The following is a 13,966-nucleotide window of genomic DNA, read 5'->3' as shown; positions in this document are numbered from 1 at the left end:
GAGTACCGGTAGCGCGCGAGGAAGGAGAGTGCCCCTGCGCCATCGATCAGAACTTCGCCGAACCCTCGATGCCGAACGAACGCGGCGGGGCATAGTTGGTGAAGTTGAACAGACCCGCGACCGAGTTCGCGCTGACGCGGTAGTGTTCGTCCAGCAGGTTCCGTCCGAACACCGCGATGCGGTACATCTCCGACGGATCGGTCCATGACAGGCTGCTGCCGACAAGCGTGCGAGCCTCGCCTTGCGTATAGTCGGCGTTGAGCGTCACGGATTCGTATTCCGACTGATAGTTCACGTCGGCCGTGACCGCGACGATGCCCCAGTCCATCGGCGGGAATTCGTAGCGGATATTGCCCGACATCGTCAGTTCCGGCGCATTGCGCAGGCCAAGGTAGGACGCATCGTCGTTGATGCCGTCGCCGTCGACGTCGGTGAAGAACTCCAGGTACTTTGCCTTCTGCCAGCCCATGCCAGCGCCCAGCGTAAGCCCTGCAACCGGTTTCGCCGAAAGCTCGACCTCAAGGCCATAGACCTCGGCCTTGCCGGCGTTGGTCGTCTTCGTCTCCTGCCCCGGAAGGCCGGTGATCGGGTCGATGAAGGGGACGACGGCGTCGCGCTGCAGGTCGTTGTACTTCACGTAGAAGCCCGCAACGTTGACGCGCAGGCGGCGGTCGGCAGTTTCGGTTTTCAGGCCCAGTTCGAAGCTGTCTGCAGTTTCCTCGGCAAACGGCAGGGCAGATGTCGCCGACATCGCCTGTTCGTTGTAGCCGCCCGACTTGTAGCCCTGGCTGTAGGTGAAGTAGTTGTTGATGCCCGGCGCGATGTCCCACCGATAACCGGCACGAATGGTCGGACGGTCGAACTTGGCGCTGTCGCCATATTCCGGCCAGAACCCACCTTCGACGACCGAGCGCGGCACCTGCGGGCGGACCGAGAAGGTCTTTTCTTCCTTGGTGTAACGGGCACCGAAGAACACTGCGAGCGGGTCGGCGACCTGGTACTCCGCCTCGCCGAAGACGGCGTAGGAATCGACCTTGTAGTCGGCGGTGGACAGGTTCGGATCGGTCAGCGAACCGGGGCTGCCGAGGAAGCGGAGGAAGCCTAGGAAGCTGGTCGCGTTCGCGTCCAGCGTCTGGCCCCAGTACATGCCGCCGGCGGTAAATTTGAACACGTCCGAGAAGTCGGAGGAGAAGCGCGCCTCCACGCTGTACTGTTCGCGCACGTCATCGCGGGTGGACACGAACAGGTAGGCGTTCTCGCCGGTGTAGTCGGAAGGCAGCTGCGATTTCACGCGCCGCCAGCCGCCGACGACGGTAACGGTGCCTGCGTCCATGCCATGCTCACCGCGAAGGAACACGCCGTCGACATCGACCCTGTGGCCACTGAGCGTGCCGGGGCATGTCGCATCGGTGGCAGACCCTTCGCAAAGCGTGGTGCCGGTGTCGAAAGGGCTGGCCCCTGTCGTCTGGATGCCGGGGAAGCCGACCACATCGAACAGGAAGCCTTCGGGCGTTTCGTTCACCGACGGCGGCGAATCGCCGCGATCGCGCAGCATTTCGTATGTCAGCATGAGCTCGCTCGCTGGGCCCGGTTCCCAGAGCAGCTTGGCGCGGTTGCTGAAGTAACGCGATCCGCCCCAACGCTGGCCGTTGCCAGGCACGCCCTGGATACCGTCGACGTCGTTGTTCTTGGTCAGGCGGTAGTACCCATCGCTTTCCTGGAACGAACCTGCCGTACGGAAATAGAGATTGTCCGCCAGCGGGATGTTGAGCGCGAGCTTCACGTCCTTGGTGTTGAAGCTCGAATACCCAAGGCGAACCTCGCCGCTAAAGCCGGCTTCGGGCTTTTTCGTGATGACGTTCACGACACCGCCGACGGTGTTCTTGCCGAACAGAGTGCCCTGCGGACCGCGCAGGACTTCGATCCGGTCGATGTCGAACAGATCGAACAACTGCGTCTGCACGTGGGCGAGCACGAAGTCGTCCACGACCACGGCGACCGCCGGTTCGAACGTTAGAATGATGTCGCCGGTGGACTGGCCGCGAATGCCGATCGAGGCCGCGTTGAAGCCCGGCACGTTGGTGATGACGACGTTGGGCACGTCGCCTGCAAGGCCGCGAATGTCGGTCGCAAACTTGTCGTCGATTGCCGCCGATGTGAACGCGGTCACCGCGACTGGCGTGTCCTGCAGTGATTCCGTCACGCGGCGTGCGGTGACGATGATTTCCTCAAGCCCTGCATCGCGCGATGGCGCCTGCTGGACCTGCGGTTGTTCGTTGTCCGTAGTGTCCTGGGTCGCGGCCGTCTGGGCCATTACCTGACTGCTTGCCGTGGTCAGAAGCCCTGTCGCCAACAGTTTCAGGGCGCAATTTGCCTGTGTCTTACCGATCATCAAACCCTCTCCCATTCCGGCCACCATGTCTGTCGCTGGCGGCTCGAATCAGTGCGGCGCTGTTCGCCTGTCCAATAAATGAACGCATGTGATCATTTTTGTGAAGATAAAAAATACAATCATGTATGTTTAGTTTATGCCGCAATGGCGAAAGGGAGTTGTGATGTCGATTTGCCTGACTGCTCCCGATGGGATTAGAAACGTCGTGAAACGGGGAATGACGATCGTGCCGACAGGCGATGTTGCAGTGCAGGAGACTCAGGGCGAAAAAGTGAAGCCCGCTCGCCGGCGTTACACGTCTCCGGCCATGCGGGAGCGCCGTACGCGCATCGTCGACACCGCACACCGCATCCTGGGCGAGGGCGGAGTCGCCGCGCTCACCATCCGCAGGTTGTCTGACGAGGCGGGGGTCGCACAGCGCACGATCTACCGATTGTTCGGCGACAAGGACGGCGTGATTTCCGCCACCGTCGTCGACCGCATGAAGGAAGTGCGCGAACACATCGCGCGGCGCGGGCAGACCTATACGCTGCCGGTGGTCTTTTCAGAACTCGACTGGATGGTCAGCGAGATGGAGCGCGACACGCTTTACGCTCGCGTCGTCGTCGGTTTCGTGTTCGAGACCGAGCAGCGGCAACTGGAAGTGCGCGAACTGACCAGCGTTGCCTATTCCCGCTTCATGGGCTGGTACGAACTTCAGCGCGAGGCCGGCCATGTGCGCGACGAACTCGACGTCGAACGCGTTGCGCGCGACCACGTGATGCACGAATTCCTCGTCTATCGCCGCTGGGTGCTGGGGCAGTCCAGCAGTGAGGAATGCAAGCTGGAACTGCACGCCTGTTTCCTGCGCAGCGCAATGCTCATGCTGCGCGAGGAACACCGCGAGGACTACCTTGCGAAGCTGGCCGGCATCCAGAAGAAACTGAACCGGATCGCGTCGGTCTGACCGGCCCCGCATGCTGCACAGCGTGCGCCTGAAATCCCACAAAAACACGACAATGGAGAGAGTGATGACCCTTGAAGACCTGATCGCGCGCGAAGAGATCCGTCAGTTGCGCTGCGATTATTCGACCGCCTTCGACACGATCGACGAGACAGCCGTGCGCGCCAATTTCGCCGACGATATCGTGTGCCATTACCCCGTCGCTTTCGGCGGGGCGATCACGGGGATCGAGGCGGTGCTGGAACTGTTCCGGGCCACATGGGCGAATTGCAAGGCCCCGCTCGACACGGTGCATTTCATCGGCAATCACTCGATCGAACTGACCGGCCCCGATACCGCCAAGGGGCACTGCCTGCTGCTCGACTTCGTCACGCGGCAGGAGGAAGGATCACCGATCGCGACACGCGGCGGGCATGACAATCCGATGCTGCTGATAGGGCGCTATGACGACGAATATGTCCGCGTCGACGGCAAGTGGAAGTTCAAGACGATCCGCCTGATGACGGCCTGGCCGATGCGCGCGGAATAAGGGTTTCGAACGGCGCGCCCAAAGGGAGAGGGGCGCGCCGTTCTACCGATAAAGGCTTCTACGCTCAGTCCGTAGCCTTCATGGTCGAAGCCACGTTGTTTTCGTTCTTCCCGCTGCGCAGGGCCGCTGCGCGCGAACGGATGTACTGGCGCAGTGCGTTGAGGCTCTTGTCGTCCAGTTCCTCGAACTGTGGCATTCCGTTGGGCACCAGGATCCCGTCATGGACGACGGCCTTGAATGTTTCGGCATCGGCTGCTGCTGCCGAAGTGCGAAGATCGGGCGCCGTGCCCCCGCCGATTGCGCCGGTGCCGTGGCAGACCGCGCAGCGGGCGTTGAACGTGCCTTCGCCCTTGGATGCGAGCGCTGCGTTTTCCTTGTAGTCCGCATCGTCGAAGGCGACTGCCTTGTAAGGCTCGTTATCGGGCAGCGTCATCTTGCCGCCGAGTGCGAAAGTCAGAACGCGGCGTTTCTGCGTATGATAATCGATGCCGTATTCGGTGAACATCGGACCGAACAGGCCGGCGCTGGTGCCGATACCGGCAATCACGGTGACGTATTGCCTGCCGTTCACGCTGTACGAAATCGGCGGCGCGACGACGCCCGCCTTGGCATCGAAGTTCCACAGCCTGTCGCCGGTCGCCGCGTTATAGGCGCTGAAACCGCCATCGGGACGGCCCTGGAAGATCAGGTTGCCGCCGGTCGCCATGATGCCGCCATTAAGATGCTTGTCCATCGGCAGTTTCCAGCGCGGTTCCTGCTTCACCGGATCCCACGCGATAAGCCAGCCGGTCACTTTCTTGCCGCCGTCGCCGATCGCATAACCGACGCCCGGGGACAGGCCCATTTTGGGCGTCCACTTGAAGTTTTCTGCCGTGACGCCGGTGTCGTCGAACGTGACCTGAAGGTCGATGGCGGGGATGTAGGTCAGGCCGGTTTGCGGACTGTAGGCCATCGGCATCCAGCTATGCGCGCCAAGCGGGGTAGGGCGGAAGGTGGTCGTGCCGCCTTCGTAGCGAACGCCCTTCGCCTCGATCGGGCGGCCCGTCTCGATATCGATGCCCTCGGCCCATGTCACTTCGACGAATGGCTCTGCCGAGATCAGTTTGCCGTTGGTGCGGTCGATGACGTAGTAGAACCCGTTTTTGGGGGCCGTCATCACCACTTGGCGCGGCTCCCCGTCGATGACGAGGTCGGCCAGTTCCATGTCCATCGAGGCGTTGAAGTCCCAGCTTTCGCCGGGGTTGATCTGGTAGTGCCACTTGTACTTGCCGGTCTTCGCGTCGAGCGCGACGATCGAGCACAGGAACAGGTTGTCGCCTTCACCGGCAGAGCGGATTTTGTGGTTCCATGGCGCGCCGTTGCCGGTGCCGAGCAGGATCTGGTCGTTCACGGCATCATAGGTCATCGCGTTCCACACGCTGCCCCCGCCGCCGTACTTCCACCACTCGCCAGCCCATGTCTTCGCGGCCATTTCCATGGCCTCGTTCTCGAACCCGTCGGCGGGATTGCCCGGGACGGTGTAGAATTCCCACAGCTTCTCGCCGGTATCTGCGTCGTATGTCATCACAAGGCCGCGCACAGGGCCCGAATCCGAACCGCCGCTGCCGATGATGACCTTGCCGTCGAACACGCGCGGCGGGCCGGAGATGAAACGCAGTTCGTCCTTGCCGAAGGTCTGCGTGGTCCAGACGGGTTCTCCGGTATTTTCGTCCAATGCGATCAGCCGCCCGTCCTGCGTCGCGGTGATGACCTTGTGATTCCAATAGGCAATGCCGCGGCTGCCCCAGCCCTGACGCAGCTTCACGCCCGACGCCTGCGGAGCTTCGGGATCGTAGGTCCACTTGACCTTGCCGGTTTCGACATCGATCGCGCGGACCACCGAATAGCCGCTGGCGAGATAGACCGTGCCATCGATGGCGATCGGGCCGGTGGCGGGATTGCCCGCAGGCAGGTCGACCGCCCAGACGAGCCCGAGTTCGCCCACATTGTCCGCGTTGATCTGGCTCAGCGGGCTGAAATGCTGTTCGCCATAGGTGCGGCCGAACGCGGGCCAGTCCTTGCCGTCACTGTTGTCGGAAAGCTGGGCCAGCCACTGGGGCGCGCTACTGGCGGATGAGGCATCCTCTCCCCCAGAGCCGCCACAGGCGGAAACAAGAAAAAGCCCGGCCGAGGCCAGTATCGCGCATTGGAAACGTCGGTTCATCGGTGTCCGCTCGTCAGTGGGTTTTATTCTCAGGATCGCATTCCGAGGTAGCGTTCGAGTTCGGCGTGGAAGTGGGCAATGCGCTGTTCCTGTTCGGACAGGATCGCCCCTTCGTAACTTTCGCTTTCCATGCCGAGTTGTACGTCCGCGAACAGGGAGGCGTCTTGGTCGAAAAGTTCGCCAAGGCCGCCCTTTTTCCAGTCGATCCTTTCGATTTCGGCCGGATGTCTGCCCGATACGTCCCATCCTTCGGGAAGACCCATGTAGGCGGGCGGCTTGATCTCGCCCTTTTCCTGCGGGTGCATCATGGTGATCACATCGAGGATGAACTTGCGTGGGTCCGACTTGTGGGGCCGGAAATATAACATCGAGACCCCCTCGGGGTGCATCCCCATCTGGATGTTGGGAAAGATGTCGTAATTCCAGTCATCGGTCAGCTGGTTGTCGGTGAAGCCGGAATAATCGATGCCCAGCCGCTCGGCGCGCTTGCGCTTCGCGGCCTGGATGGCCGGACGCACTTCCTCCATGCTGCCGTTGAAACTGTCGGGATCGAGGCCGACCTCCTCCATCAGCATCCTGAGCCCCGGGTTGAGGCTAGGCGCATCCTCGCCCGATGGCGTGCGGGGCGACTGGTAAGCGAACTTCGTCGTCATCCGGCTCATTCCGTTGGGGAAGAGGTCGATCTGTGCGTGGTAGTCGTTGAAGATTGGCAGGATCTGCGGATGGATCGAATGAACATGATAGGCCTCGTTGAAGCCGTCGACACCGATCTTCCAGTTCGATTCCCATACTGCCTGCACCCGTCGCATGATCCGCATGTCGGCAAGGCGATAGGGTTTTGCATGTTCGACAAGCGGGCCGAGGTGTTCGCGCAGCGGAGGTGCGCCCTTGTCCATGTTGATGAAGACGAAACCTTCCCACGTCTCGCAACGCGCTTGTCGCAAATCGGCGTTGCGACACAACGCTTCCTCGCGGAAAGTTTCGCGGTCCTTGATCTCGATATTTTCGCCCGAAAGGGCAAAGCGCCAGTTGTGGAAACGGCAGGCAAAGCCCGCGGGGCGCGCGCCGTCCTCGTCGGTGACCAGGCGGTTCCCGCGATGCGGACAGACGTTGTAGAAAGCGCGGATGCGCATGTCGTCGCCCCGCGTAATAATAAAGCTTTCGCGGGCGATTTCGAACGTGACATAGTCGCCGGGCTCGGGAATGTCTTCTTCGCGGCAGGCCCAGTTCCAGACCCGGTTCCAGAGCCTCGTCCGCTCCAGCTCAGCCCATTCCTCGGCATAATAGCGTTCCGGAGAGATCGGGCCGCAGCCGTTGTCGACGTTGTCGACCTTCGCGCCGTGCTCGCCCTCTTTCAGCGCAGGGTCAATCACGCAATCGCGCTGGTACTGGTCGAGTGTCAATTCGGTCATGGCTGTCCTTTCCAAGATGCCTTTGCCCCGTTCTGTGACCCCGGTTCTGTGTTTCTGGCGACGCGTCCTGATGCAAGCGAAAGCATCGTTGCAGCGCCTGGATCATTAAAGGGGCGCCGCAGCCGCTGCAGGCTGCGGCGCCCCTTCAGCCCTGTCGCCTCAGAGGAGGTCGCCGAAGCTGAAGCCGACTTCCACGCCGAAGTAGCGCGGCGGGCCGTACTGGGCGTTCTGCCACAGGCCGCCCACGTTCTGGATCGCGACCTTGTAACGCTTGTCGGTCAGGTTCTGGCCGATCAGGCGGACATAGTACTTGTCGTCCGCCTCGCTCAGCGTGATCGAACCGTTCACCAGCGTCCGGGCATTGAGGTAGGTATTGCCCTGCGGGTCGGTGATCGCCTGCGTGTTCAGGTTTCGGCTGACATAGGCAACCGAGCCGTTGAGGGCGAGGTTGAAGTCCGACGACACGGCGGTTTCATAAGTGCCGTTGACAGTCCACTGCCACTTCGGCGCACGGTCGAGCGGGGCGGTGGAGAGGTCGTAACCGGCCCCTGTCGTGTCGTATTCCTTGTACTTGCCATCCTGGTAGCCAAGCACGCCGCGAAGGGTAAAGCCTTCGAACGGATTGGCCGAGGTTTCAAGCTCGATACCCTTCACTTCGGCGGCTGCGGCGTTGACGAACAGGGTAACCTGGTTCGGCTGGCCGTTGACTACGATCGGCACGTTGAGCTGCTTTTGCAGGTCCTTGTACTTCACGTAGAAGCCGGTGAGGTTGAAGCGCAGGCGGTTGTCGAAGAACTCGGACTTGATGCCCGCTTCGAAGCTGTCTGCGGTTTCGGGATCGGTCGGTGCCGCGGCCTCGGCGAAGGCGTCGAGATCGTCGCCGAAGGCGTTGAAGTTACCAGCCTGGTCGTTGAAGCCGCCGCCCTTGAAGCCGCGCGAATACGTACCGTACACGTAGACGTCCGGGTTGATCTCGTAGCTGATGCTGCCGCGCCAGGTCGGCTCCTTCCAGCTGCCGTCCACGCGAATGACGTTTGCCGGATAGTCGAAGACATTGGCGTCGAGCGGGGTGCGGATCTGGTCGACGATCGACAGGTCGAAACCGCCGTTCAGCGCAGCATAGAAAGCCTGCTGGCGGCCGTACCAGGTCTTGTCTTCCCACGTATAGCGACCGCCGAGGGTGATCGAGAGACGATCGGTCGCCTGCAGCGTGCCTTCGAAGAAGACCGCCTTCGATTCCGCCTTCTGCGCGTTGCAGAGCGTGTAGACCGTGTCGTTCCAGTTGCCGAAAGGCAGCGGACCGCTGGTCAGGTCGAGGAAGCCGAGCAGCTGCGGGACGCAGAAGCTGGTCTTGTCCTTCTGGTAGAAACCGCCGGTCACGAAGTCGAACGGACCGCCAAGGTCGCTGGCGAAGCGCAGTTCCTGCTGCCAAGTCTTGCGATCGTCGTCGCGGCTTGCGTCGAAGAACGAAAGGTACGTGCCGTCAGGCGCGACCGCGGTGGCGCCGGCGTATGAGTTGGGAATACGCGAACGCTGGAAGCGATAGCCCGACACGGACGTGAACGTGCCGAAATCGGGGCTGAATTCGAGGTTCGCGTAGATGCCGTCGACATAGATGCGCTGACCCTTGCCGAGGTTCAGGCCGCCTGCGTTGCGGCCCGTATAGGCCGCGTTGTCGAGCGGATCGCTGCTGTTCGGGTTCGGGCGGATCGTGCCGAGGATATCGGTGAGGAACGGAACATCACCGGTATACTCGTCATTGACGTTGACCGAGGGGACGACGTCCGAATCGTCACGGAAATATTCGTACTGCACCAGCGCCGAGAACTGGTCGCTGGGCTCGACGAGCAGCTTGGCACGCGCCGAGATGACGCTCTGCCCGCCAAGCTTCTCGCCGCCGAGGCAGCCGGAAACGCCTTGAAACTTGCTGTCCACGAAACCGGTCACCGGGCCATAACAGGCGCCGTTCCTGTAGTAGCCGTCGTTCGATTCGTAGCCCGCGACAAGGCGCAGGGCCGCCACGTCGCCGATCGGCACATTGGCCGCGCCCTTGGCGTTGATCGTGTTCCAGCTGCCGACTTCGAATTGTCCGTCGATGCCGACATACCCCAGTTCCGGGCGCTTGGTGCGGATGGTGACCGCGCCGCCGGTGGTGTTCTTGCCGAACAGGGTGCCTTGCGGTCCGCGCAGCACTTCGACCTGTTCCACGTCGAACGTGTCGAGAAGCTGGGTCTGGACCGACGGCATCACGAAGTCGTCGACAAGGACGGCAACCGGCGGTTCGTAATAGATGATGATCGACGTCTGGCCGACGCCGCGCATGGCGAACGATGCCGCGTTGAAGTTAGCGATCGTCGCTGCGGAGAAGTTCGGGACGAAAGCGGCCAGATCGCCCACGTCGCGCGGGTTGGATTGCTGGATCAGCTTGGAATCGACCGCCGAGACCGCGACCGGGGTAGTCTGCAAGTCGGTTGCGCGGCGGGTTGCGGTAACGATGATTTCGCCAAGGCCGCTCGAAGTTGACGAAGGACTTTCGTCGACAGGGCCAGCCGGTACTGTTTCTGGCCCGTCAAGATTGTCCGCATCTTGCGCATAGGCCGGCATTGCGACGCTTGCGGCCAATGCAATGGCGCACGTCGTACGATAGAGATTACTCGCTTTCATCCCCTGCTCCTCTCCTTGGTTCCCGCCATCTTGCGGGTAACGCCGGGGAGGATAGAAGCACGTTGCCAGCTTCCAATCAATCATGAATGTTTTTTTCTTGTGAAATTTTTTCAGGCGATGCCAAAGAGCAACTCGTCGCAGTTACGAACATGCATGATTGTTTTTTTATTTTGGTCCGGTATCGTCCTTCGTAATGATCCCGCACGAACGGGACGCCGTGATGGAGAAGAGGATGACCGAAAGCGCCACAGCACCTGCGCCCGCAATATCCGACGCCGAGATCGAGGACCTGCTTGCCCGCAGGGACATCTATTCGGTGCTTACCCGCTATTGCCGCGCGCTGGACCGCGCAGACGTCGAATTGATGAAAAGCGTCTACTGGCCCGACGGGTCGGATTCGCACGGGGTGTTCGACGGCAATGCGGTCGAGTTTTCCGAATTCATCGTGCGCGAGATCCAGGAATGGTTCGAAGTCACGATGCACGGTATCATGAACGTGCACATGGAGGTGGAAGGCGACCGAGCCGCGACCGAGACCTATCTTTTCGCCTATCACAAGGTGCGCGAGGAGAAGGCCGAGGAAATCTTCGGCTCGCGCTACATGGAGCGTTTTGCCGGCAAGGGGTTGGACCCTGCGCACCACCACTTCTTTTTCGGCGGACGCTATCTCGACAAGTTTGAGCGGCGGGAAGGCGAATGGCGCATCTTCCGCCGTGAAGTCGTGATGGACTGGAACGAGAACCGCCCGTCCAACGAAATCCTTGACCAGGGCATGTTCGCAACGCTGCGCCCGCTGGGCGAGCGCGGGCCGGGAGATCCGGTCTGGGGCAACCGGCCATGACTGCCAATACCCTGTCGCCACGCGACCGCTTGGCCGAACTGGTCGCGGTGCGTGATGTCGGCGATGTCCTGACGCGATATTGCCGCGCGCTCGACCGTGCAGACCTCGCCATGATGGAAACCGTCTATTGGCCGGACGGAGAGGACATCCACGGCATCTACTCGGGGCGGGCGAGCGAGTTCGTGCCTTTCATCATTTCCGAGATTACCAAGTATTTCACGATGGGCACGCATTGCTTGCTCAACGTCGATATCGAGATCGACGGCGATCATGCGGCAAGCGAAAGCTACCTCTATTCCGCCTGCCGGGTTCGTAACGGGATGGCCGAGGAAATGCTCGGCTCCAGCTATTTCGGACAACTGGCGGGCAGCGGCCTTGATGCCGGTCATGAAATGTTCGTGATGGCAGGCCGTTATCTCGACCGGTTCGAGAAGCGCGACGGCGAATGGCGCATCATGCGCCGCATGGTCGTCAGCGACTGGAACGCCAGCCACCCGTCGAACCAGATCCTGGAACAGGGCATGCACCAGACCCTTCGCCCCATCGGCGAATGGGGGAAGGGCGATCCGGTCTATGCCAACTCGCGCTATATTGAAGGAGCACATGGATGAGCGATATCGAGAAACGCCTCGCGCGGTTGGAGGCGGAATCGGAAATTCGCCAGCTGATCGCGCACTACTGTTTCGACATCGACGACCGGAACATCGAGGCGGTGCGCGACCTGTTCACCGAAGACGGCGTGATCCAGTCCGCCGACGGAGTGATGCACGCACAGGGCCCCGATGCGATCATCGACCAGTATCACGGCCGCTTCGACGTGCTGGGCCCCGGCCATCACTTCATGCACGACGTCCAGATCGACTTCGTCAGCGAGACCGAGGCCACGGGCCGCGTTTCCGGCCATGCCGAACTCAAACGCAAGGGCATGATGATGGTCACCGCCATCCGTTATGCCGACAAGTACCGGAAGACCGACCACGGCTGGAGGTTTGCCGAACGCACGATCCAGTTCCTCTATTACGTGCCGGTGTCCGAATACCCCGACATCCTTCTGCGCGAGGATCGCAACATGGCTTATGACACGCCCGGACCTGCCGACTTTCCCGAAAAGCTGGAAAGCTGGCAGACCTATCACGAGAACAGAAGACACGGCTGAGGAGAGCCTGGTAAATGGCATATTCTTTCCTGTCCCGCTTTAAGGTGCGGGACGACAAGCAGGACGAGTTCATCGACCTTGCCCGCAAGATGGAAAAGCAGGCACCGGATGAACCGGGCACGCTGCACTTCCAGTTCTTCCGGCTGGGCGATCCGGGCATGTTCGCGGTGCTGGAAAGCTTCGTCGACGAAGCGGCGGACAAGGCGCACATGGAATACCCGCAGAACAAGCCCCTGATCGACGGCATGATCGCATGCATGGACGGCAGTTACGAACGCGAACTGCTGTTCGACCTGGGCCGTCATCCGGAGGGCTGAGCATGTCTGCAAAAAGCTTTATCGCCGTCCTGAAGACGAAGCCCGAAAAGCGCGAGGAGATGATCGCGCTTCAGGCCGAACTGAAGGGTCTCGTCTTCCAGCACGAGCCCGATGCGCAGGTCTATGAGCTCCTGCAATCGGACGACGACCCCGATACATTCAATGTCGTCGCCACGTTCAAGGACGACGCCGCCTTCGAAAAGCACATGGCCATCGACTTCCACGACCGGCTGGTTCCGCCGATTCTGGACTGCCTGGCGGAAGACATGCAGCTGAGCTTCTTCCGCTCGCTCGGCTAACCGATCAGGCTGCGCTCGCCTCCCACTCGGGGGCGAGCACTGCCATCGTAAAGGAATCGATCCACTCGCCATCCCAGTAAAGGGCATCGCGACGGGTGCCTTCCAGCTTGTAGCCGACCTTTTCGTAGGACCGGATCGCGCGCGGATTGAAGGCATAGACGCCAAGCTCGATGCGGTGCAGGCCGACTTCCTCGATCCCGAACTTCGTCAAAAGGCGCATCGCTTCGGTGCCAAGGCCTGTATTGCGCGATGCAGGCTCCCAAATGACGATGCGGATGCTGGCGGACTGGTTGTCCCAGTCGATCTCGTTCAAGACAACTTCGCCGACCATCTTTCCATTGATTTCGATGGCGTAGTCCCAGCGATCTTCGGCTGCGGCCACCATCGCGCAATGTTTTTCCACGCGCTTGGCGGTGAAAATCTCGTGCGTGCCGGTCAGGCGATTCGATTCTTCGTCCTCCAACCCTGCGAACATGACGTCCGCATCGTCGGCTGTGACGGGTCTTAAAGTGATCCTCTCTCCGTGAAGGACCGGTTTTCCCGGGTTTCTCATTTCCACTCCTTTTCACGGTACCACTGCGTAATGACGTATTTGGTTCCCTTGCGGACCTTCATCCCGTGATGGAGCGTGGCTGGATTGGGGCGACCGTCGGGTCGCATGTTGTTCCAGCACACCAGTCGGCCGGCGTCGGGCTGGAACGTCTTGTTCACTGCCTTGAACCGCGTCGCGCCGCCGGCTTCGGGTTCGTTAAGATAAACCATGAAGGTCCAGGTACGCTGTCCGGCGACCGCGCAGTACTTTTCAAAGTCCGCACCCGACGGCTCGAAATAGTCGGTATGGTTCTTGAACTCCTGCCCCACGGCGTAGCGCTGTCCCTGCGAGGGTTCGGCATAGGCAAGGTCGATGCCGGAAACTTGCGTGAACAGGTCGCGCAGGCGGTGCACGACGTCGGCTGCGGGCGGCAGGTCGCATGTCTCGCTGGTCCGGAAATAGTCGTCGCCGTTCGGGTCCGCGATGGTCGAGGGGCGGCGGTTCGCATCGATCAGGTCCATCAATTCGGCGCGCATGTCCTCGGGCACGAAGTCGCGCACGGTGAACAGCTCCACTTTGGGAGATGGGACGCGTTGCATCCCGGGCCAGGTGCTGACGTGGGCGGTGACCGGTTGACCGAAATCCTGCATGGCCCAGCCTCTAGAATATGGCCGCCCG

Annotated in this window: 13 protein-coding genes; 7 read left to right on the top strand and 6 right to left on the bottom strand. The window is 61.3% G+C overall.

Features of this window, described 5'->3' with window-relative positions; translation table 11 throughout:
- Positions 1-46: 46 nt before the first annotated feature.
- Entirely contained in the window at positions 47-2,314 is a 2,268-nt protein-coding gene (locus A9D15_RS06195; RefSeq protein WP_229660306.1) for a TonB-dependent receptor, read from the bottom strand.
- Between the two features lie 283 nt (positions 2,315-2,597).
- Here A9D15_RS06195 and A9D15_RS06190 point away from each other — a divergent pair, with 283 nt between their 5' ends.
- Both A9D15_RS06190 and A9D15_RS06185 read left to right on the top strand, forming a co-directional pair.
- Positions 2,598-3,338 carry a TetR/AcrR family transcriptional regulator gene (locus A9D15_RS06190; protein WP_229660305.1) on the top strand — a complete coding sequence of 247 codons (741 nt, stop codon included), beginning with the start codon at positions 2,598-2,600 and terminating at the stop codon, positions 3,336-3,338.
- A gap of 64 nt (positions 3,339-3,402) precedes the next feature.
- Positions 3,403-3,864: a nuclear transport factor 2 family protein gene (locus A9D15_RS06185; protein ID WP_066763105.1), complete on the top strand. Its 462-nt coding sequence runs from the start codon at positions 3,403-3,405 to the stop codon at positions 3,862-3,864.
- Positions 3,865-3,928: 64 nt separating this feature from the next.
- Here A9D15_RS06185 and A9D15_RS06180 read toward each other — a convergent pair whose 3' ends face one another.
- From A9D15_RS06180 to A9D15_RS06170, 3 genes are all read right to left on the bottom strand, one after another.
- Positions 3,929-6,067 (bottom strand): PQQ-dependent dehydrogenase, methanol/ethanol family, encoded by a 2,139-nt coding sequence (locus A9D15_RS06180; RefSeq protein ID WP_066763100.1) that lies wholly within the window; start codon positions 6,065-6,067, stop codon positions 3,929-3,931.
- Between the two features lie 29 nt (positions 6,068-6,096).
- Entirely contained in the window at positions 6,097-7,479 is a 1,383-nt protein-coding gene (locus tag A9D15_RS06175) for an aromatic ring-hydroxylating oxygenase subunit alpha (protein WP_066763099.1), read from the bottom strand.
- A gap of 159 nt (positions 7,480-7,638) precedes the next feature.
- Positions 7,639-10,143 (bottom strand): TonB-dependent receptor, encoded by a 2,505-nt coding sequence (locus A9D15_RS06170; protein WP_066763525.1) that lies wholly within the window; start codon positions 10,141-10,143, stop codon positions 7,639-7,641.
- A gap of 232 nt (positions 10,144-10,375) precedes the next feature.
- Here A9D15_RS06170 and A9D15_RS06165 point away from each other — a divergent pair, with 232 nt between their 5' ends.
- The 5 genes from A9D15_RS06165 to A9D15_RS06145 are packed head-to-tail and all read left to right on the top strand — an operon-like array spanning position 10,376 to position 12,756.
- On the top strand, positions 10,376-10,984 hold the full coding sequence (locus A9D15_RS06165) for a nuclear transport factor 2 family protein (RefSeq protein WP_082924323.1): 609 nt from the start codon (positions 10,376-10,378) through the stop codon (positions 10,982-10,984).
- Positions 10,981-11,595, top strand: a complete 615-nt coding sequence (locus tag A9D15_RS06160; RefSeq protein ID WP_066763096.1) for a nuclear transport factor 2 family protein — start codon at positions 10,981-10,983, stop codon at positions 11,593-11,595. The genes A9D15_RS06165 and A9D15_RS06160 overlap by 4 nt, the downstream gene beginning before the upstream one ends.
- Complete coding sequence (locus A9D15_RS06155; protein ID WP_066763095.1) at positions 11,592-12,140, top strand: nuclear transport factor 2 family protein; 549 nt, start codon at positions 11,592-11,594, stop codon at positions 12,138-12,140. Before A9D15_RS06160 ends, A9D15_RS06155 begins: the two co-directional genes overlap by 4 nt.
- Positions 12,141-12,154: 14 nt before the next feature.
- Positions 12,155-12,457: a putative quinol monooxygenase gene (locus A9D15_RS06150; RefSeq protein ID WP_066763094.1), complete on the top strand. Its 303-nt coding sequence runs from the start codon at positions 12,155-12,157 to the stop codon at positions 12,455-12,457.
- Positions 12,458-12,459: 2 nt separating this feature from the next.
- Entirely contained in the window at positions 12,460-12,756 is a 297-nt protein-coding gene (locus tag A9D15_RS06145; protein ID WP_066763093.1) for a putative quinol monooxygenase, read from the top strand.
- A 4-nt stretch (positions 12,757-12,760) separates the two neighbouring features.
- On the opposite strand, the gene A9D15_RS06140 is transcribed toward A9D15_RS06145, so the two are convergent.
- Together A9D15_RS06140 and A9D15_RS06135 are read right to left on the bottom strand one after the other, a co-directional pair.
- The gene (locus A9D15_RS06140; protein WP_066763091.1) at positions 12,761-13,309 is read right to left on the bottom strand and encodes a GNAT family N-acetyltransferase; all 549 of its coding nucleotides are present in this window, start codon (positions 13,307-13,309) and stop codon (positions 12,761-12,763) included.
- Positions 13,306-13,938: a prolyl hydroxylase family protein gene (locus A9D15_RS06135; RefSeq protein ID WP_066763086.1), complete on the bottom strand. Its 633-nt coding sequence runs from the start codon at positions 13,936-13,938 to the stop codon at positions 13,306-13,308. The genes A9D15_RS06140 and A9D15_RS06135 overlap by 4 nt, the downstream gene beginning before the upstream one ends.
- Between the last annotated feature and the right edge of the window lie 28 nt (positions 13,939-13,966).

The sequence above is a fragment of the Croceicoccus pelagius genome (assembly GCF_001661915.1).
Taxonomy (GTDB): Bacteria; Pseudomonadota; Alphaproteobacteria; order Sphingomonadales; family Sphingomonadaceae; genus Croceicoccus; species Croceicoccus pelagius.
Note: the sequence above shows the minus strand (reverse complement) of the source record. Positions and strands in the feature narration are given on the sequence as shown.

Coding starts and splice junctions, on each gene's coding strand:
- A9D15_RS06195 (WP_229660306.1), bottom strand. CDS start 2,314: ATGGCCCAGACGGCCGCGACCCAGGACACTACGGACAACGAACAACCG.
- A9D15_RS06185 (WP_066763105.1), top strand. CDS start 3,403: ATGACCCTTGAAGACCTGATCGCGCGCGAAGAGATCCGTCAGTTGCGC.
- A9D15_RS06180 (WP_066763100.1), bottom strand. CDS start 6,067: ATGAACCGACGTTTCCAATGCGCGATACTGGCCTCGGCCGGGCTTTTT.
- A9D15_RS06175 (WP_066763099.1), bottom strand. CDS start 7,479: ATGACCGAATTGACACTCGACCAGTACCAGCGCGATTGCGTGATTGAC.
- A9D15_RS06170 (WP_066763525.1), bottom strand. CDS start 10,143: ATGAAAGCGAGTAATCTCTATCGTACGACGTGCGCCATTGCATTGGCC.
- A9D15_RS06165 (WP_082924323.1), top strand. CDS start 10,376: ATGACCGAAAGCGCCACAGCACCTGCGCCCGCAATATCCGACGCCGAG.
- A9D15_RS06160 (WP_066763096.1), top strand. CDS start 10,981: ATGACTGCCAATACCCTGTCGCCACGCGACCGCTTGGCCGAACTGGTC.
- A9D15_RS06155 (WP_066763095.1), top strand. CDS start 11,592: ATGAGCGATATCGAGAAACGCCTCGCGCGGTTGGAGGCGGAATCGGAA.
- A9D15_RS06150 (WP_066763094.1), top strand. CDS start 12,155: ATGGCATATTCTTTCCTGTCCCGCTTTAAGGTGCGGGACGACAAGCAG.
- A9D15_RS06145 (WP_066763093.1), top strand. CDS start 12,460: ATGTCTGCAAAAAGCTTTATCGCCGTCCTGAAGACGAAGCCCGAAAAG.
- A9D15_RS06140 (WP_066763091.1), bottom strand. CDS start 13,309: ATGAGAAACCCGGGAAAACCGGTCCTTCACGGAGAGAGGATCACTTTA.
- A9D15_RS06135 (WP_066763086.1), bottom strand. CDS start 13,938: ATGCAGGATTTCGGTCAACCGGTCACCGCCCACGTCAGCACCTGGCCC.